The 17,220-nt window shown below is 60.8% G+C and carries 18 protein-coding genes; 12 read left to right on the top strand and 6 right to left on the bottom strand.

From position 1 onward, the window contains the following. Positions 1–63: 63 nt before the first annotated feature. Positions 64–471 (top strand): F0F1 ATP synthase subunit epsilon, encoded by a 408-nt coding sequence (locus FHT29_RS15840; RefSeq protein ID WP_034511671.1) that lies wholly within the window; start codon positions 64–66, stop codon positions 469–471. A 338-nt stretch (positions 472–809) separates the two neighbouring features. Here the strand turns inward: FHT29_RS15840 and FHT29_RS15845 are convergent, their stop codons facing one another. Continuing rightward, positions 810–1,715 carry a LysR substrate-binding domain-containing protein gene (locus FHT29_RS15845; protein WP_037196780.1) on the bottom strand — a complete coding sequence of 302 codons (906 nt, stop codon included), beginning with the start codon at positions 1,713–1,715 and terminating at the stop codon, positions 810–812. 116 nt (positions 1,716–1,831) lie between these two features. On the opposite strand from FHT29_RS15845, the gene FHT29_RS15850 reads away from it, so the two are divergent. The 3 genes from FHT29_RS15850 (at position 1,832) to FHT29_RS15860 (ending at position 5,676) form a co-directional block, all read left to right on the top strand. Next, on the top strand, positions 1,832–2,977 hold the full coding sequence (locus FHT29_RS15850) for an iron-containing alcohol dehydrogenase (RefSeq protein ID WP_037196926.1): 1,146 nt from the start codon (positions 1,832–1,834) through the stop codon (positions 2,975–2,977). A 1-nt stretch (position 2,978) separates the two neighbouring features. Further along, entirely contained in the window at positions 2,979–4,478 is a 1,500-nt protein-coding gene (locus tag FHT29_RS15855; RefSeq protein WP_168599836.1) for an aldehyde dehydrogenase, read from the top strand. Between the two features lie 76 nt (positions 4,479–4,554). Next, positions 4,555–5,676: a mandelate racemase/muconate lactonizing enzyme family protein gene (locus tag FHT29_RS15860; protein WP_168597576.1), complete on the top strand. Its 1,122-nt coding sequence runs from the start codon at positions 4,555–4,557 to the stop codon at positions 5,674–5,676. A gap of 37 nt (positions 5,677–5,713) precedes the next feature. On the opposite strand, the gene FHT29_RS15865 is transcribed toward FHT29_RS15860, so the two are convergent. Both FHT29_RS15865 and FHT29_RS15870 read right to left on the bottom strand, forming a co-directional pair. Beyond that, positions 5,714–6,925 carry an acyltransferase gene (locus FHT29_RS15865; protein ID WP_168599837.1) on the bottom strand — a complete coding sequence of 404 codons (1,212 nt, stop codon included), beginning with the start codon at positions 6,923–6,925 and terminating at the stop codon, positions 5,714–5,716. Between the two features lie 204 nt (positions 6,926–7,129). After that, complete coding sequence (locus FHT29_RS15870) at positions 7,130–7,705, bottom strand: NAD(P)H-dependent oxidoreductase (protein ID WP_037196772.1); 576 nt, start codon at positions 7,703–7,705, stop codon at positions 7,130–7,132. Between the two features lie 74 nt (positions 7,706–7,779). On the opposite strand from FHT29_RS15870, the gene soxR reads away from it, so the two are divergent. Continuing rightward, a complete protein-coding gene (gene soxR / locus FHT29_RS15875) occupies positions 7,780–8,244 on the top strand; it encodes a redox-sensitive transcriptional activator SoxR (protein ID WP_168599838.1) in 465 nt (154 codons plus the stop codon). A 10-nt stretch (positions 8,245–8,254) separates the two neighbouring features. Here soxR and glpD read toward each other — a convergent pair whose 3' ends face one another. Together glpD and FHT29_RS15885 are read right to left on the bottom strand one after the other, a co-directional pair. Then, positions 8,255–9,766, bottom strand: coding sequence for a glycerol-3-phosphate dehydrogenase (gene glpD / locus FHT29_RS15880; protein WP_047637958.1), 1,512 nt, complete (start codon positions 9,764–9,766; stop codon positions 8,255–8,257). A gap of 116 nt (positions 9,767–9,882) precedes the next feature. Next, positions 9,883–10,656, bottom strand: a complete 774-nt coding sequence (locus FHT29_RS15885; protein ID WP_034511659.1) for a DeoR/GlpR family DNA-binding transcription regulator — start codon at positions 10,654–10,656, stop codon at positions 9,883–9,885. A 97-nt stretch (positions 10,657–10,753) separates the two neighbouring features. Between FHT29_RS15885 and FHT29_RS15890 the strand changes: the two genes are divergently transcribed. The 3 genes from FHT29_RS15890 to FHT29_RS15900 all read left to right on the top strand — a co-directional run bounded on the left by FHT29_RS15890 (position 10,754) and on the right by FHT29_RS15900 (position 12,396). Further along, positions 10,754–11,524, top strand: coding sequence for an SDR family oxidoreductase (locus FHT29_RS15890; RefSeq protein ID WP_168599839.1), 771 nt, complete (start codon positions 10,754–10,756; stop codon positions 11,522–11,524). 102 nt (positions 11,525–11,626) lie between these two features. After that, complete coding sequence (locus FHT29_RS15895; protein ID WP_037196764.1) at positions 11,627–11,965, top strand: metalloregulator ArsR/SmtB family transcription factor; 339 nt, start codon at positions 11,627–11,629, stop codon at positions 11,963–11,965. Positions 11,966–12,195: 230 nt separating this feature from the next. Further along, positions 12,196–12,396 carry a hypothetical protein gene (locus tag FHT29_RS15900; RefSeq protein WP_131511877.1) on the top strand — a complete coding sequence of 67 codons (201 nt, stop codon included), beginning with the start codon at positions 12,196–12,198 and terminating at the stop codon, positions 12,394–12,396. A gap of 119 nt (positions 12,397–12,515) precedes the next feature. On the opposite strand, the gene FHT29_RS15905 is transcribed toward FHT29_RS15900, so the two are convergent. Then, positions 12,516–13,001 (bottom strand): MarR family winged helix-turn-helix transcriptional regulator, encoded by a 486-nt coding sequence (locus FHT29_RS15905; protein WP_047553546.1) that lies wholly within the window; start codon positions 12,999–13,001, stop codon positions 12,516–12,518. Positions 13,002–13,064: 63 nt separating this feature from the next. On the opposite strand from FHT29_RS15905, the gene FHT29_RS15910 reads away from it, so the two are divergent. The 4 genes from FHT29_RS15910 (at position 13,065) to FHT29_RS15925 (ending at position 17,220) form a co-directional block, all read left to right on the top strand. After that, on the top strand, positions 13,065–14,030 hold the full coding sequence (locus FHT29_RS15910; protein WP_047554353.1) for a zinc-binding alcohol dehydrogenase family protein: 966 nt from the start codon (positions 13,065–13,067) through the stop codon (positions 14,028–14,030). A 99-nt stretch (positions 14,031–14,129) separates the two neighbouring features. Beyond that, complete coding sequence (locus FHT29_RS15915; RefSeq protein WP_168599840.1) at positions 14,130–15,026, top strand: LysR family transcriptional regulator; 897 nt, start codon at positions 14,130–14,132, stop codon at positions 15,024–15,026. Positions 15,027–15,187: 161 nt separating this feature from the next. Further along, entirely contained in the window at positions 15,188–15,667 is a 480-nt protein-coding gene (locus FHT29_RS15920; protein WP_168599841.1) for a formate dehydrogenase subunit gamma, read from the top strand. After that, a complete protein-coding gene (locus FHT29_RS15925) occupies positions 15,664–17,220 on the top strand; it encodes an NADH-quinone oxidoreductase subunit NuoF (RefSeq protein WP_168599842.1) in 1,557 nt (518 codons plus the stop codon). Before FHT29_RS15920 ends, FHT29_RS15925 begins: the two co-directional genes overlap by 4 nt.

Here is a 17,220-nt window from a genome sequence, read left to right on the forward strand (position 1 = left end):
CGGCGCGCGGCATTGCCCGCGCGCCCTTGCCTTGCGAATGAGACAATCGAGAAGTGACGGGTCATGGCTGACAATTTCAATTTCGAACTGGTTTCTCCGGAGCGCCTGCTCCTGTCGGAGCAGGTTATCGATGTCGTCATCCCTGCCTCGGAAGGCGAGATGACTGTCATGGCGCATCACGCGCCGACCATGACCACCATCAAGCCGGGTGTCGTGAAGGTGCACCTGGCCTCGGGCAAGAAGCAGGATTACGTCGTGTTCGGCGGTTTCGCCGACATCCTGCCGACGGGCTGCACGCTGTTGGCCGAATCCGCCGTTACGGTCGAGGACATGAGCCGCGACGAGCTGGAGCGCCGCATCAATGCTGCGAAGGCCGAGCTTGAAGATGCCGAGCATCACGAGCACAAATCGCGCCTTGAGCATTTCATCATGGAACTCTCGCATCTGCGCGGCTCGATCCCGCAGGATTGATGCGATCCGGATGCAATAGTTGAGATGAAAGCGGTCCTATGGGCCGCTTTTTTTGTCAGAGGGCCTGGGGGCCATTCTCGCCCTTCGAGGCTTCGCCCCTTCGACAAGCTCAGGAGCTTCCCCCTCAGGGTGAGGATGGAGCGGGCGTCGTAGCATAAGCTAGTTCCAATGGCGTGAGGTTTGTCGAGTATGAGGTCTGGCATAGCGGGTTAGCCCTCATGATGAGGTGGCGCGTAAGCGCCCTCGAACCACGAGGGCAGGTGGTGAGCGACCGCAACCCCTTTAAATCTCCGACTTCTCACGGCGAAAGCAGCGGGGATATTCCTCCCGAAATCGCATCAGGCCTGTTGTCCGCGCAGCAGGAACCGGTGTAACTGCAACGCTTCCGGAGAGAGCGAACGGAAGCGTGGTGCGCCGAGATAGTATCCGAAGCCGCTCTCGACACGGTCGGTACCGACGGTGACGAGCGCGCCGGATTGCAGATATTCTTCGACAAGGCCGAGACTGCCAAGCGCTATGCCTTCGCCCCTAAGCGCCGCCTCCACAGCCATGATATAGGTCGAAAAGGAAAGGCGCGGTCTCGGCAGCTTGCCTTTCAAGGGGTCGCCGATACGGCCGAACCATTGACGTAGGCTGATCCAGTGGGCGTTGGCACGCTCGTAATCGATAAGATCTAGCGCGGCAATATCAACCGACGTCAATGCCTGCGGGTTCAATCCGCGGATTGCCAGGTAGTCTGGTGATGCGATGGGCACCAGCACCTCTTTCATCAGCGGCGTCAGGCTCCAGCGCGGATGCTCGCCGGTGGAATAGATGATGATGAGATCGTTGTTCTCCGATGCGAGTTCGGAATGGACGTCTGTCGTCAGCAGGCGCACGGAGATCCCAGGGCTTTCCTTACCGAAATCCCTCAGTCGTTGTCCGAGCCAGAGATGCGAGATGGAGCCGCTTGCTGCAATCGAGATAATCTCGCCCGTGCCGGCCCGGAAGGGCTCCAGGCTCTCTTCCAGATATTCCAGCGTGGCGCGTACACGTTGGAACAGCCGTTCGCCTTCCGGCGTCAGTGCCAGGTTCCGGCCGCGCCGGGTAAACAACGTCGCGCCGAGGTGGTCCTCCAGTCCCTTGATGCGGCGACTGACCGCGGCCTGGGTGATGTTCAGCTCTCGGCCGGCGCTGGAGAAATTCATCGCGCGGGCGGCGGCGTCGAAGACGCGGAAGGCTTCCAGGGGTATTTTCTCGAGCATGGGCTCTCCATAACTTCAGATCATCAATATTCCTGATAATTGCCCGGATTTGAAGATCTGAAATTGTGATGCAGGATCACGACATCATATCAGCCGCATTTATCAGGGGATCCCTCGTGTCCTTTTCCATTTCCGCCATCCCAGACATTCGTTTCGGCGACGGCGCCCTGTCCGACCTTCCCGCAGCAGTCAAATCCTTCGATGGCGTCGGAGCCGTTCTGCTTGTCATCGACGCTTTCCTGGCGCAGTCGGGCCTTGCCGGCAAGATCGGCGCTGAGCTCGCGGAAGCCGGTGTAAAGACGCAGGTCTTCTCGGACTTTTCCGGCGAGCCGAAACTCGCGCATCTGCAGGCCGCCATTCAGGTCGCTGAGGGCGCGGATATGGTGATCGGCATCGGCGGCGGCTCGGCGCTGGATATCGCCAAGATCGTCGCTTGCTGCGCAGCCTCCGGCAAGGACCCGATGCACTACGCACTGGCCGCCAACCCGCTGCCGAAGAACCCGCTGAAGAAGATCATGGTGCCCACCACGGCCGGCACGGGTTCGGAGACCTCGGCAACGAACATCTTTGCCGGGCCGGAAGGCAAGAAGCTCTGGATCTGGGGTCCGGAGACGAAGGCGGATCTCGTCATCCTCGATCCGGCGCTGACGAAGACGCTGCCGGCCAACCTGACGGCGTGGTGCGGCCTTGATGCCTTCATCCATGCTTTCGAGGCGGCGACGAACCGCAACACCCATCGCGGCGCCCAATTCTATGCGCATCAGGCGCTGCGGCTGATAACAGGCGCGTTGGAGACGGCGGTCAAGCAGCCGGATGACATCGCCGCCCGTGGCGATGTGCTGCTCGGTTCCTGTTTTGCCGGCATCGCCATCGACAATTGCGGCACGGCGATCGCCCACAATGTCAGCCATGCTCTGGCGGGCCTGGCGCCGGTCCATCATGGTCTTGCGACCGCGCTCGGCTTCGAGGCGACGCTTGGCTGGCTGGTCGAAGCCGATACGCCAGAACTGAATGCGGCGGCAAAGGCTTGCGGCGTGGCCAATGCCGCCGAACTGCCGGCCTTCGTCTCCGACTGGATGGATCGTTGCGGGATCACGCGGTCGCTGCCATCGGCCTTTAAGCCGTTCGATGCCACCGATCTTGCCCGCGAGATGCGCGCGCCGGAAAACCAGCCCATGCGGCGCTCGACCATCCGCGATGTGACGGATGCCGACATCGATCATTTTGCGGCCGCCGTCATGGCGCTGCCGAAAGGAATCTGAGATGACCAAGGAATACACACGCGATTATTGGGAAAATGTTCTCTCCAGCCTGAAGCTCGAGGGGCGCCACTTCATTGACGGCGCCTTTCGCGCTTCCTCTTCCGGCGAGACCTTCACCCGCATCCGCCCGATGGACGGCAAGCCCGGCGCGCAATTGGCGCGCGGCAATGCCGCCGATATCGACGCCGCCGTCACTTCCGCCCGCGCCGCCTTCGAAAGTGGTGTCTGGCGCAAGAAGGAGCCGCTGGAAAAGAAGAGGATCATGCTGAAATGGGCCGAGCTGATCCGTGCCCATGGCGATGAGCTTGCCATGCTGGAGACGCTTGACGTCGGCAAGCCCGTCATGGCGTCGCTTGGTGTCGACGTGCGTCTCTGCGCCGACGGTATCCAGTTCTACGGCGAGATGATCGACAAGATGTATGACGAGATCGCCCCGACAGGCCCGAATGCCCGCGCACTGGTGCGCAAGGTGCCGATTGGCGTGGTCGGCGCGATCACGCCCTGGAACTATCCGATGATCATCGATGCCTGGAAGCTCGGGCCGTCTATCGCTGCCGGGAATTCCGTGGTGCTGAAGCCGGCCGAGCAATCCTCGCTTTCGGCGATCCGCCTGGCCGAACTTGGCTTCGAGGCGGGCCTGCCTGCTGGCGTCCTCAACGTCGTGACCGGTTACGGCGAGGAGACGGGCAAGCCGCTGGCGCTGCACATGGATGTCGACATGGTCGCGTTCACCGGCTCGACCGAGGTCGGCAAGCTGATCATGGGTTATGCGGCGCAATCGAACGTCAAGCGCGTGGCGCTGGAGCTCGGCGGCAAGTCGCCGCTCGTCGTCTTCGAGGATGCCGATCTCGATGCGGCCGCGGTCGCTGCCGCCTGGGGTTGCTTCTACAATTCCGGCGAGACTTGCCATGCCTCGACGCGGCTGATCGTGCAGCGCTCGGTGCAGGAAAAGTTGATCGAGAAGATCGAGGCGGTGACGCGCTCGGATATCGCGCTGAAGCACCCGCTCGATCCCGGCGCCCAGATCGGCGCGCTGATCGAGGAAGAGCACATGAACAAGGTGCTGGCGATGATTGCGGCCGGGGAGAAGGAAGGCGCGCGCCGCGCCTTCGGAGCCGAGCGTGTTCTGAGCGAGACCGGGGGATACTATGTCTCGCCGGGCGTCTTCGTCGACATGACCAATGACATGAGCCTGGCGCGGCAGGAGATCTTCGGGCCTGTGCTTGCCGCCATTCCCTTCGATACGGAAGAGGAAGCGCTGGGGATCGCCAACGATACGATCTACGGGCTCGCCGGCGCCGTCTTCACCAAGGATATGGATCGGGCGCATCGCCTTTCCGAAGCGATCCATGCTGGCACGGTATGGATCAACACCTATGACATGTCGAACTTCGCCACACCTTTCGGCGGCTTCAAGCAGTCTGGTTTTGGGCGCGACCGCTCGGTGCATGCGATCGACAAATATTGCGACTACAAGACCATCTGGCAGCAATTCGGCTAAGACATAAAAATCAACATGGTCTCGAAAGCGGCTTCGGGTGTTTCGGGATCATGCTTGGGGAGAGAGGGTAGCTACCGTGAGCAAGATCGTTTCCATAGAGATCACCCATCATCGCCTGCCGCTCGATCCGGCGTTCAAGGCGAGTTGGGACGGCCGCCCGCGCCGGCACTTCGATGCGACCATCGTGCGCGTCAGGGATGACGAGGGCCGCGAAGGCATCGGCTCCGGCGATCTCATGAAGGGCTTCGAGGGCCATGAGGATCTGTTCATAGGGCAGGATCCCCGGCATCTCGAGCGTCACTACGAAGTGCTGTCGCATATCAACTTCCATTATGGCCGCTGCTGGCCGATGGATCTGGCGCTGTGGGATCTTTCCGGCAAGGTCACCGGCGAGCCTGTCTGGCGCATGCTGGGCGGCCGCGCCAGCCGCGTGCGGCTCTATGCATCCTCCGGCGTGCTGCGCGAACCGTCAGCAATGGCCGATCAGGCCGAGCGCTACATCGAGGAAGGCTTTCCGGCGATGAAGGTGCGCTTCTCCTCGTCGGCGGGCGGCCGTGGCGGCTGGCGCGAAGACGTCAAGGCGCTGGAGGCGATCCGCGCCCGCGTCGGCGACAGGCTGGAGCTCATGGTCGATTGCAATCAGGGCTGGCGCATGCCCTGGGATACGACGCTCTCCTGGACCTTCAAGGATGCGTTGACGGTAGCGAGAGAACTGGAACGTCTCGGCGTCTACTGGATGGAAGAGCCGCTGCATCGGTCCGACCGCAAGGGCATGAAGGAGCTGAAGCAGGCGACATCGCTGCGCATCGCCGGCGGCGAGATGACGCGAGAGCTTTATGAGTTCCGCGACATCATCGAGGAGCGCGCCTTCGATGTCGTGCAGCCCGATGTGGCGCTCGTTGGCGGCATCACCGGTTGCCGGCGGCTCGTCTATCAGGCGCGCGAGGCGGGCGTGCAGTTCACCCCGCATTCCTGGACGAACGGCATCGGCGTTCTCGCCAATGCGCATTTGAGCGCAGGGGTCGGCGATGTCGCCTGGCTCGAATATCCCTATGACAATCCGGAATGGAGCGAGGCGCGCCGCGACTATCCGATGGCATCGCCGTTGAAGCACGAAGCGGGCTGGCTGGATCTCGGGGAAGCGCCGGGTCTCGGCATCGTTCTCGATGAGGAGCGTCTGGAGGCGACGCGCGTCTGAGGCGCTTCCGTTCCGCGATGATATTCTCCCCGACCCGTCACGCAGTGGCGGGTCGGGTGGCTCTGTTTTCTCGTGTCCGTGCCCAATCGATGACGGGGCGTTCCAGCAGCATATAGCTTAGCGTGCCGATGGCGAAGATGATGGCGGTTGCGATCAGGCTTGAGACTATCCAACCGCCCAGCACGTCGTCCGAGCCTGAGCCGAAGGACGAGGGGAGGAGCTGTGGCATCAGCGTCAGGACGATATCCTGCCAGATGTAAACACCGAAGGAGACGGTGGCGACATAGCGGCTTAGGCGGTTGTCGAGCACCTTTGCCAGCAACAGCGATTGCGGCAGAGTGCAAAGAGCGATGGCGACCGCCAGCGGAAGCAGCGGGAATTGATAGGGAATGCCGAGCCAGGCATAGCCTTCTCCTGGACCGCCGATCGACTGCGGTAGCTGCCATGCGCCCATGATGATCGCAAGCGCGCCTATGACATCGTATATTGTCGAACGGCGGGCGGGGACGATGGTCTGGATTCCGGCCGCCAGTGCGCCGATCGCAAATATTGCGAAGAAGCCGATGGGGTTGTAGCGCGGCATCCATTCCTTGGCGCCGCCCTGAAAGCCATATTGCCATCCCCGCCCGGCGCTGTCCGTTGGAAGATAGGTAACTATCAGCCAATGGCCGATCAGAGCGGCCGCGATGATGCCGATCCATAGCAGGCGACTGACGAGAGCGGAGCGCGCTCTGAGCTTCTCATTGAACAGCAGCAGGAGGCCAATCGGCAACAGGACATAGCAGGTCGTCTCGAAGGGGATCGACCACAATGGCCCGTCGCCCTGTACCGGGAAAAAGGTGCGCCAATGCCATTGGCTCATCAGGAAAAAGCCGGCGACATAGCGGCTGACGAGCTCCGCATCGAGCGGAAAGCCATAGATCGTGAAGCTGATCACGAAGCCGACCGTCAGGGCGACCCAGAAGCCCGGAAGGATGCGCGCGGCTCGGCGCATCGCGTAAATCTTCAGCGACGGCAGCGGCTGGGCTTTATCCAGAGCCAGCCAGAAGGGACGTGCGAGAAGAAAGCCGCTAAGCACGAAGAAGACCGAGACGCCGTGATTGCCGAAACGAGCCAATATGAAGGTCAGATCCAGGCTCGGAGGGATCTTGTAGAAATTCATTCGAAGCACGAGATGGTGAACGAGGACCATCAGACATGCGACGGCGCGCATGAAATCCGCTCCTCCCAGGCGCGCGGTCTTATCCATCAGCCTCCCCGCCGAAATCTTCTCCGTAGTGGGTTAAGCCATCGATGCGGTATCGGCAAGTATCGTCGCGATTATGCGCCAACTGTGTCTCGCTCCGGCGAGTGATAGACGTCCGGGTCCGTGGTGGAGGAGGGCCCGGACGTCAAACCAGCCTTTCGCACCTGCCAGAAACGAAAGACCGGATTCGGATATTGCGCGTGATGATCAGGCAGCGACCGAGCGATAGGGCCGGGTGACGCGGGCCGGTTTCAGGGCGGCATTCCACCAGTTCAGCCGCGCGATCAATCGAACCAGCGATTGACGCGCCTCGATCGGATTTTCGAGCGAGCCGTCCTCGGCAAACCTGCCCCAGGGGTTGGCGAAGCTCACGGTGTCGCGCACGGTCACGGCATGCAGTTCGGCAAAGACCAGCCGCAACTGCTCGACGGCGCGCAGGCCGCCGGAGATGCCGCCATAGGAAACGAAGGCGACGGGTTTGCCGTGCCATGGCTCGTATACGAGATCGAGCACGAATTTCAACGAGGCCGTGAAACTGTGATTGTATTCAGGCGTCACGACAATGAAGGCGTCCGCCCGCGAAAGCCGGGCGGAAAGCGCGGCGACTCCAGCGTGCTCGCGCTCATGTTGGGACGGTAAATCGAATTCGAGGGGATCGATGATGTCGATCTCAATGAGGGGGTAGTGCACCAGTTCCCGGGCGACCCAATTGACCACCCGGTCACATAGGCGGCCCGGACGCGTGCTGCCATAAACGATCGCCAGCCGGGTTGATTCTGTCATGTCTTGCTCCTGCTTTACGCGGTTTGGAGCCCGGGTTATAAGACCTCAAGTAAAGTTGAGGTCAATAGCGTATCATGGAAAAAATCGAGCCCAATCAATTTTCCAGACTGCTGACGGTCGGCGAGGTGGCGGCGCGGAGCGGCGTGGCGGTTTCGGCGCTGCATTTTTACGAGGCGAAGGGGCTGATCGACAGCCATCGCAGCCGTGGCAACCAGCGCCGTTATCCCCGCGAGGTGCTGCGCAGGGTCGCCGTCATCAAGGTGGCGCAGCGGGTCGGCATTCCCCTTGCCGACGTTCAGGCGGCGCTCGAGGCACTGCCGCAGGGGCGCACGCCGACGGCGGCCGATTGGAAAGCGCTTTCTGAACTATGGAAGAGTGATCTCGATGCCCGGATCAGGCGCCTGCAAGGCCTGCGCGATCAGCTCGACGGCTGCATCGGTTGCGGCTGCCTCTCGCTGGAAAGCTGTCCGCTGCGAAATCCCTGGGACAGGCTTTCCGAAGAGGGGGCGGGCCCGCGCTTGCTCGACCCCGAAGATTGAGGCGAGAGCTTTATGCGTGGACTCGGCTCTCGGCGATGTAACCGTCAAGCGCCACTGCTTCTTCCTTCGAAAGGTAAAGGCCTTTCTTGGAGCGGCGCCAGAGAATATCAGCAGCCGTGTAGGCCCATTCATGTTCCATCAGATAGCGCACCTCCGCCTCGTAGAGATCGCTTCCGAAGCAGCGGCCGAGATCGGCGATCGTCTTTGCGCCGGCGAGGATCATGCTGGCGCGGGTGCCGTAACGGCGCACCAGCCGGCGCGCATGCTGATCGGCAAGGAAGGGATAGCGTGACTTCAGCTTGGCGACTTCTGCATCATAGCCGCGGGCCGGGAAGTCGCCGCCCGGCAGCGAGCTCTTGGCCGTCCATGGCGTGCCCTTGAGGCCGATGGCCTCGCCGATCTTCTCCAGCGCATGTTCGCTCAGACGGCGATAGGTGGTGAGCTTGCCGCCGAAGACGTTGAGCAATGGTGCCTGGCCTTCCTCGCCTTCGACCTTCAGCACGTAATCGCGCGTCGCCTCCTGCGCCTTCGAGGCGCCGTCGTCGTAGAGCGGGCGTACGGCCGAATATGTCCAGACGATATCCTCTGCTCGTACCGGCTCCTTGAAATATTCGCTGGCGGCATTGCACAGATAAGTGGTTTCCTCGTCGCTGATCTTCACATCCTTCGGGTCGTCCTTGTAGTCGCGATCCGTGGTGCCGATCAGGGTGAAGTCCTGTTCGTAAGGAATGGCAAAGATGATGCGATTGTCCGGGTTCTGGAAGAAATAGGCGCGGGGATCGGAGAACTTCTTGCGCACGATGATGTGGCTGCCCTGAACCAGGCGAACATTGTGCACCTGGTTCTTGCCGAAGGCGTCGGACAGAACGTGATCGACCCAGGGGCCGGCGGCATTGACCAGCAGGCGCGACCGGAACAGACGCTTCTCGCCGGTGATCGTGTTTTCCGTTTCGATTGTCCAGACCGCGTCTTCACGGCGGGCGGAAATCACCTTCGTTCGCGGCATGATCGTGGCGCCGCGGTCTGCAGCGTCGCGGGCGTTCAGCACCACCATTCGGGCATCATCCACCCAGCCGTCGGAATATTCGAAGGCCTTGGTGAAGAGCGCCTTCAGCGGTTTGCCGGCCGGGTCGGTCTTCATATCGAGCGTCGCCGTCGGCGGCAGCAGCTTTCGGCCGCCGAGATGATCGTAGAGGAAAAGGCCGAGGCGAATGAGCCAGGCCGGACGGATGCCGCCTTTGTGATAGGGCAGGACGAAGCGCATCGGCCAGATGATGTGCGGCGCCATAGCCCAAAGCACTTCGCGCTCCATCAGGGATTCGCGCACGAGACGGAATTCGTAGTGCTCGAGATAACGCAGCCCGCCATGGATGAGCTTGGTGGCGCCGGACGATGTACCGGAGGCGAAATCGTTCATTTCGGCGAGGGCGACCTTGTAGCCGCGTCCGGTCGCGTCGCGGGCGATACCGCAACCATTGATGCCGCCGCCAATAACGAAAATGTCGTAGATCTGTTCGCTCACCCGCCCCTCCGCAAAGGTCAGCCCATCTCGTGAAGATGGAAATTCGAAAATCAATCCATCTAAAACGAAATAGATACGAATGTCAAACGAACGTTTTTTTGCAGAAAGCGAGCCGGTCAGATCTGTCGGCGGGAGGTTTCCACGAGGCGAACGTCATGCTCCGCCGCGGTCGTCCGCACGGATTCGACGCGACATTCGTCGGTAACGAAAGTGTGCACTTGCGATAGATGCCCGATGCGCACCGGGGCGGTACGTTCGAACTTGGTGCTGTCGGCCACGAGAATGACATGCCGGGCATTGGCGATGATCGCCTGCGCCACTTTCACTTCGCGGAAATCGAAATCCAGAAGCGCGCCATCACCGTCGATAGCCGAGGCGCCGATGACGGCGTAATCGACCTTGAACTGCTTAATGAAGTCGACGGCTGCCTCGCCGACGATCCCGCCATCGGAACCGCGCACGACGCCGCCGGCAATGACGACCTCGATGGATGGGAATATCCGCAACTTATTGGCAACATTGATGTTATTGGTGATGACCATCAGCTCGTGATGGCCGAGCAGCGCCTCCCCGACGGCTTCCGTCGTCGTGCCGATATTGATGAAAAGCGAGCTGTTGTTCGGGATGAGGCCGGCGGCTGCGCGGCCGATCGCCTGCTTTTCGGGCGCGGCGATCGAGCGGCGCGCCTCATATTTCACATTCTCGGTTCCACCGGGAAAGATCGCGCCGCCATGCACGCGCGACAGCACGCGACCGTCGCAGAGATCGTTGAGGTCCTTGCGGATGGTTTGCGGCGTCACCGAAAAGCGCAGCGCCAGTTCCTCCACCTGCACGCGCCCCTCCGCCTTGGCGATGTCGAGTATCTCCGTCTGGCGTCCGGATAGAAACATGATCTTCGCTCCCTTTCTTTCGTTTTTTTGTCATCATATGATAAAGTGAAAATTCCGCAATTACCGACGCGCGGATTGTGTGACTGGGGAGATCGTCGTGTTTCATCCGAAGCTGTTCGAAAATCGCAACGTCGTGGTCACCGGCGCCGGTCGCGGCATAGGGCTGGAAGTGGCCAGGCAGTTTCTCGATTGCGGTGCCCACGTTCTCGTCCATATCGGGCGCGGCTCCGCACGCGACTTGCCCGATTTCCTGATGGAGGCGGAAACCGACCGCCGCGCCTTTCTGATCTCAGGCGATTTCGCCGCCGGCAACGGCACGCGGGATTTCGTCAGCGCCGCCAGCGAGCGATTCGATCGCGTCGATGTGCTGGTCAATAATGCCGGCACCATGGTCGGCCGCTTTCCCGCAGGCGAAGTGACGGACGAGCAATATGAAAGAATCGTCCACCTCAATCAGACCGCTGTCATGGAGGTGACGAGAGGATTGTTGCCGCTGCTCAGGGCCGCAGGGCAAGCCGCGATCGTCAACACCGTATCGATTTCCGCTCTGACCGGCGGCAGCCCCGGCTCTGCCATCTATTCCGCATCGAAGGCTTTCGTCGCCACCTATTCGAAGGCCTTGGCACGAGAGCTGGCGCCCGACGGCATCCGGGTAAATTGCGTCTCGCCCGGCACGATATCAACCGATTTCCATGAGCGTTACTCCTCACGGGAGAAACTGGAGCAGACGCGCCGGTCGATTCCGCTTCAGCGTTTGGGTACACCGGAAGATTGTGCCCCCGCCTATCTTTTCCTCGCCGCACCGATGCTCTCCGGGTACATCACCGGGCAGGTGATCGAGATCAATGGCGGGCAGCTTATCTGCTGAGAAATCGGACCTTTTTTGGTCTCCGTGTCTTTTGAATCAACTTGCGGATTCATAATATTATAAGCATATCCCTATGTTAGTTCTCACTAGAGGCTGTGTGATATGTCGTCGTCTCCACCGCAAGGCGGTGCCGCAGAGCATAATATCGAGGAAATGACAGGGAAGGCGCGCAGTGCGAGCGTCTTGCTGAAAGCGCTCTCGCATGAGACGAGGCTGGTGATTCTGTTCATGCTCGCCAAGCGCGAAAAAACCGTGATGGAACTCGAGGCGCTTCTTAACTTGCCGCAGGCGGTGGTTTCCCAGCATCTGGCGCGGCTGCGCCTGGAAAAGCTGGTCGATACGCGCCGTGAGGGGCGGCTCATTCACTATGCCGTCGCCCGTTCGGAAATCTGCACCGTGGTCAATTGGCTGCAGGAGGCCTTCTGTCAGAGCGATTGTTGATCGTCTCTGTCGGGCGTGTCGGCTGACGACGGAATGCCGCCGCTTTCCCCGGAACGTCGGGTGCGGCGAACTTTTTGCCCTATAGGCCGAGGTGAACGGCGACAAGAAGCTCGGAAACATTCCAAGCCTCGTTTTGGCCTTCAATTCATCATCGTATCGTCAACTGCACGACACGACAGTGTTACGCGGGAGCGCTAATACGCCTTCATGGCATTGAAGGAGAATAGTCCGTGCAGAATAGTGAAATGACGATGTCGGAAGTTTTGCGGGACCCGGTGATCCGGCAAATGCTTCGTGCCGATCGCGTGTCGTTGAGCGAATTTGCGAAGCTTCTGGAAAAAACGGCCCGCGCAAGAAATGCAGTTTCTCGCGAACGAGGCGCCATAGCGCTCATTGAAGGTTCATCTGCCGGTAGTGAGATGGGTTACTAAGAGTTTCAGGAGAGGCGCTGCCGCAAGCGAAATGACTGCGGTAGCGATTGCGAGCCGGCCAGGATCTGGACGAAATAGTCTCTCGACTACCTGAACTTGCACCCACCGGTCTGTTGCTCCTACGCAGTTGGGGGATCCTCGTTCAACGCATCGGCAAATTTTCGCATGAGCCTGACAAGCTCATCGATGTCGTTGATATCCCAAGCTCCAAGGATCGCACTGCCGATCCTGTCACGGGCAGCGTCCACCGCGTCCGTCATGAGCTTTCCCTTTGGTGCAATAACAGCCTCACGCACACGGCGGTCCGCAGCACCGGCCTGCCGCGCAACGAGATCGAGGCTCTCAAGCTTCGCGACCTGGCGACTGACGGTCGTATAGTCGCGGCCGATGCGGTCCGCCAGATCGACGACACCGATCGGACCGAAGCGCTCGATTGAGACCAGCAGGGGAAAAAGCGCCCGCTCGAGCGGAATTCCGGCCTCCTTGATGAGCACTTCGTCGCGCTGCGGTCGGTTTATCACGCTGACGATATCCAGCACTGCTGCGTGGAGCTTCCGGAATTGCTGCTGTATATGTGTATTTTGCACATTATTTCTTGACGCCATCGCTCGTCTCCTTTATGCGTGCATTATGCACATAATATGGATGATCAAAAAGGAAAATATGCGATGAAAGCTGCAATCGTACTGGACGCGGGACGAGTCCCTGTCTTTGGTGATTTCAAGGCGCCTGTCCCATCCGCAGATGAAAAGCTTGTCTCCGTCAGTGCCGCCGCAATCAGCCAGGTCGTGAAGAGCCGGGCGTCGGGAAAGCATTATAGCTCCGGCAATCAATTTCCCTTCATCGTGGGGATCGATGGTGTGGGACGGCTTGACGACGGTCGGCGGGTTTATTTCGTTCTGCCGAACGCACCTTATGGCAGCATGGCTGAGCTTGCCGCGGTGCGATCCGCCCAGTGCGTTGAACTGCCCGAGGAGCTCGATGATGTCACGGCGGCGGCTATCGCCAATCCGGGAATGTCGTCATGGGCGGCCTATCAAGAGCGGGCAAAGCTCAGATCCGGAGAGACCGTTTTGATCAACGGCGCAACCGGGACCTCGGGTCGGCTGGCTGTTCAGATCGCTAGATATCTCGGCGCGAGCAAAGTCATCGCGACAGGCCGGAATGCCGACAGTCTCAAGGATCTGGAAGGGCTTGGCGCTGATGTGACGATTCCGCTCGTCCAGGATAAATCGGTTCTGGAAGATGCATTCAAGGAGCAGTTCGCGTCCGGCGTGGATATCGTCATCGACTATTTGTGGGGTGAAAGTGCGCAAAGCCTTCTCATCGCGGCAGCCAAGGCCGGCAAGGATGCGGTACCGATCCGCTATGTTCAGGTCGGCTCAATCAGCGGTGCAGAGATAAGCCTGCCAAGCGCCGTGCTTCGGTCGTCGGCCATCACGCTGATGGGCAGCGGCATAGGAAGCATCGCTCTCGACCGCATCATCAACGCGACCGCCGAGCTGCTCCGGGCAACAGTGCCGGGAAACTTCAAGATTGCCTTCAAAACCGTTCCACTTTCCGACGTCGAAAATGCCTGGCCTCTTGATGACAGCAATCGGCGCACCGTCTTCGAAATCGGCGGCGGCGCGTGATTGCCCGTGGGTTGCGGTGATCCGGCCTTTGCCGCACTCCTTTTTCCAATGTTGCGCTGACGGCCCAGCCCATTTAACTGTCTCATTCGGGAGAGTTGAATGATCGACAAGCTGGAATTCTTCATCGCGCTTGCCAACCAGAAGCATTTTGGCCGCGCCGCCGAGGAATGCGGCGTGACGCAGCCGACCTTGTCCGCGGCGATCCGGCAGCTGGAGGATCAGCTCGGCGTCATGCTCGTCAGTCGCGGCTCGCGCTTTCAGGGGCTGACGCCGGAGGGGCAGCGCGTGCTGGAATGGGCAAGGCGCATCGTCGGCGACAGCCGAACCATGCGCGAGGAAATGCGGGCGGCGCGCAAAGGCCTTGCCGGCCATATCCGCATTGCCGCCATTCCGACGGCGCTTGCCATGGTGTCGAAGATCACCACGCCTTTCCAGGAGCGGCACCCCGATGTCACCTTCTCCATCACATCGCGCAACTCGCTGCAGGTTCTGAGCCTGCTCGAAAATCTCGAGATCGATGCCGGTATCACCTATCTGGAAAACGAGCCGCTTGGCCGCGTCACCAGCGTACCGCTCTATGCCGAGCGCTATCACCTGATCACCGCGGCGGGCAGCCCACTTGCCGAGCGTGAGAGCGTGACCTGGAAGGAAGTCGGCGACCTTCGGCTTTGTCTATTGACGGCCGACATGCAGAACCGCCGCATCATCAACCGGCATCTGGCGGAGGCCGGCACCGTGGCGAAGCCGACGCTCGAATCCAATTCGATGATCGTGCTTTTTTCTCATGTCCAGACCGGACGTTGGGCGAGCATCATGCCGAAGAATATCGCCGATTCCTTCGGCTTTCCGGCCGATATCCGCAAGATCCCGATCACAGAGCCGGATGCCGAACATCTCGTCGGCCTGGTCGCTACGCATCGCGAGCCTTTCACACCGCTCGTCTCGGCCCTGTTGCATGAGGCGAGATTGCTCGCGGAACGCGATAAGGATCGATAGAAATCTTCTATCGAACGACGGGACTGCCTTATTGATCCTTAGCCTCCTCCCTGCGACTTTTGTCCCAGGTGTGCATCGATCGCGCGCCCACGGAGGAAATGCCGCATAAGCGTTTCCGAAAATCGCCAGCGGTTTTCGGGGTTATGCGCAGGAGGATGCTTATGAGTTTGAATTTGGGCGCGGGCGATATCGCGACCCGTGCCGGCGTTATCATCGACACCATGAAGTCGATGGAAGGGCCGCTTTTGCCGATCCTGCATGGGATTCAGGAAGAGTTCGGCTACGTGCCGCAAGACACGCTGCCGCTGATCGCTAGGGCACTCAACCTTTCGCGCGCCGAAGTCCATGGCGTCATGACCTTCTATCACGATTATCGCGACCATCCCGCCGGCCGCCATGTCTTGAAGCTCTGTCGTGCCGAGGCCTGTCAGTCGATGGGCGGCGATGCTCTTGCCGAACGCATCAAGCAGCTGCTGGGCATCGATTTTCATCAGACCACGTTGGATGGCGATGTCACGCTTGAGCCGGTCTACTGTCTCGGGCTTTGCGCCTGCGCGCCGGCGGCAATGCTGGATGGCGAGCTTTACGGGCGGCTTGACGACGAGAGCGTCGAAGACCTCGTGAAGGAGGCGCGCCAGTGACCTTGACCATCTATGTTCCCCGCGACGCCGCCGCCCTCTCGCTCGGGGCTGAAAAGGTCGCCAAGGCCATTGCGCAGGAAGTCGCCAAACGCGGCCTCGACGCGCGGATTGTGCGTAACGGCTCGCGCGGCATGTTCTGGCTGGAGCCTTTGGTCGAAGTCGAGATCGGCGGCAAGCGCATCGGCTATGGGCCGGTGAAGGCCAGGGATGTTCCCGCACTATTCGATGCCGGGCTCGCCGAAGGCGGCGAGCATCCGCTCTGTCTTGGGGAGGTCGAAAACCTCCCATTTCTGAAAGAGCAGACCCGTCTGACCTTTGCCCGCTGCGGCATTACAGATCCCCTTTCACTGGAAGATTATGAGGCCCATGGCGGCCTTAGGGGTCTGCGCCGCGCCATCGGCATGGCAGCGGCCGACATCGTCAAGGACGTCACGGACTCCGGCCTGCGCGGCCGTGGCGGGGCGGGTTTCCCGACCGGCATCAAATGGAAGACCGTGCTCGATGCGCCGGGCGACCGCAAATATATCGTCTGCAACGCCGACGAGGGCGACAGCGGCACATTCGCCGACCGGATGATCATGGAGGGCGATCCCTTCGTGCTGATCGAGGGCATGGCGATCGCTGGCCTGGCGACCGGCGCGACCAAGGGCTTCGTCTATACGCGTTCGGAATATCCGCATGCGATCGCCGCGATGACCGAAGCGGTCGAAATCGCCCGTAAAGCCGGCATTCTTGGTGCATCCGTGCTTGGTTCCGGCAAGGCGTTCGATATGGAAATCCGCACCGGCGCTGGTGCCTATGTCTGCGGCGAGGAGACGGCGCTGCTCAACAGCCTCGAGGGCAAGCGCGGCATCGTGCGCGCCAAGCCGCCGCTACCAGCCCATAAGGGCCTGTTCAACTGCCCCACGGTCATCAACAACGTCATTTCGCTCGCCTCCGTACCCGTCATCCTGGACAAGGGTGCGGCCTTCTACCGCGATTTCGGCATGGGCCGTTCTCGCGGCACGATCCCGCTGCAGATTGCCGGCAACGTCAAACATGGCGGCCTCTACGAGACGGCCTTCGGCCTCTCGCTCGGCGATATCGTCGACAGGATCGGTGGCGGCACCGCGACCGGGCGACCTGTGAAGGCCGTGCAGGTGGGTGGACCGCTCGGCGCCTACTTCCCGCGCGCCTTGTTCGATACGCCCTTCGACTACGAATCCTTCGCCGCCAAGGACGGCCTCATCGGTCATGCCGGCATCGTCGTCTTCGATGATACCGCCGATATGCTGAAACAGGCGCGCTTTGCCATGGAGTTCTGCGCGGTCGAAAGCTGCGGCAAGTGCACGCCCTGCCGCATCGGCTCGACCCGCGGCGTCGAAACAGCCGACAAGATCGCCCGCGGTATCGAGCCCGAGAAGAACAGGGTTCTGCTCGCCGATCTCTGCAACACCATGAAGTTCGGCTCGCTTTGCGCGCTCGGCGGTTTCACGCCCTATCCCGTCATGAGCGCGATGACCCATTTCCCGGAGGATTTCTCTCCGATTCCCTTGATTGAAGCGGCGGAGTAA

The sequence above is a fragment of the Rhizobium sp. SG741 genome (genome assembly GCF_012275435.1).
Taxonomy (GTDB): domain Bacteria; phylum Pseudomonadota; class Alphaproteobacteria; order Rhizobiales; family Rhizobiaceae; genus Rhizobium; species Rhizobium lusitanum.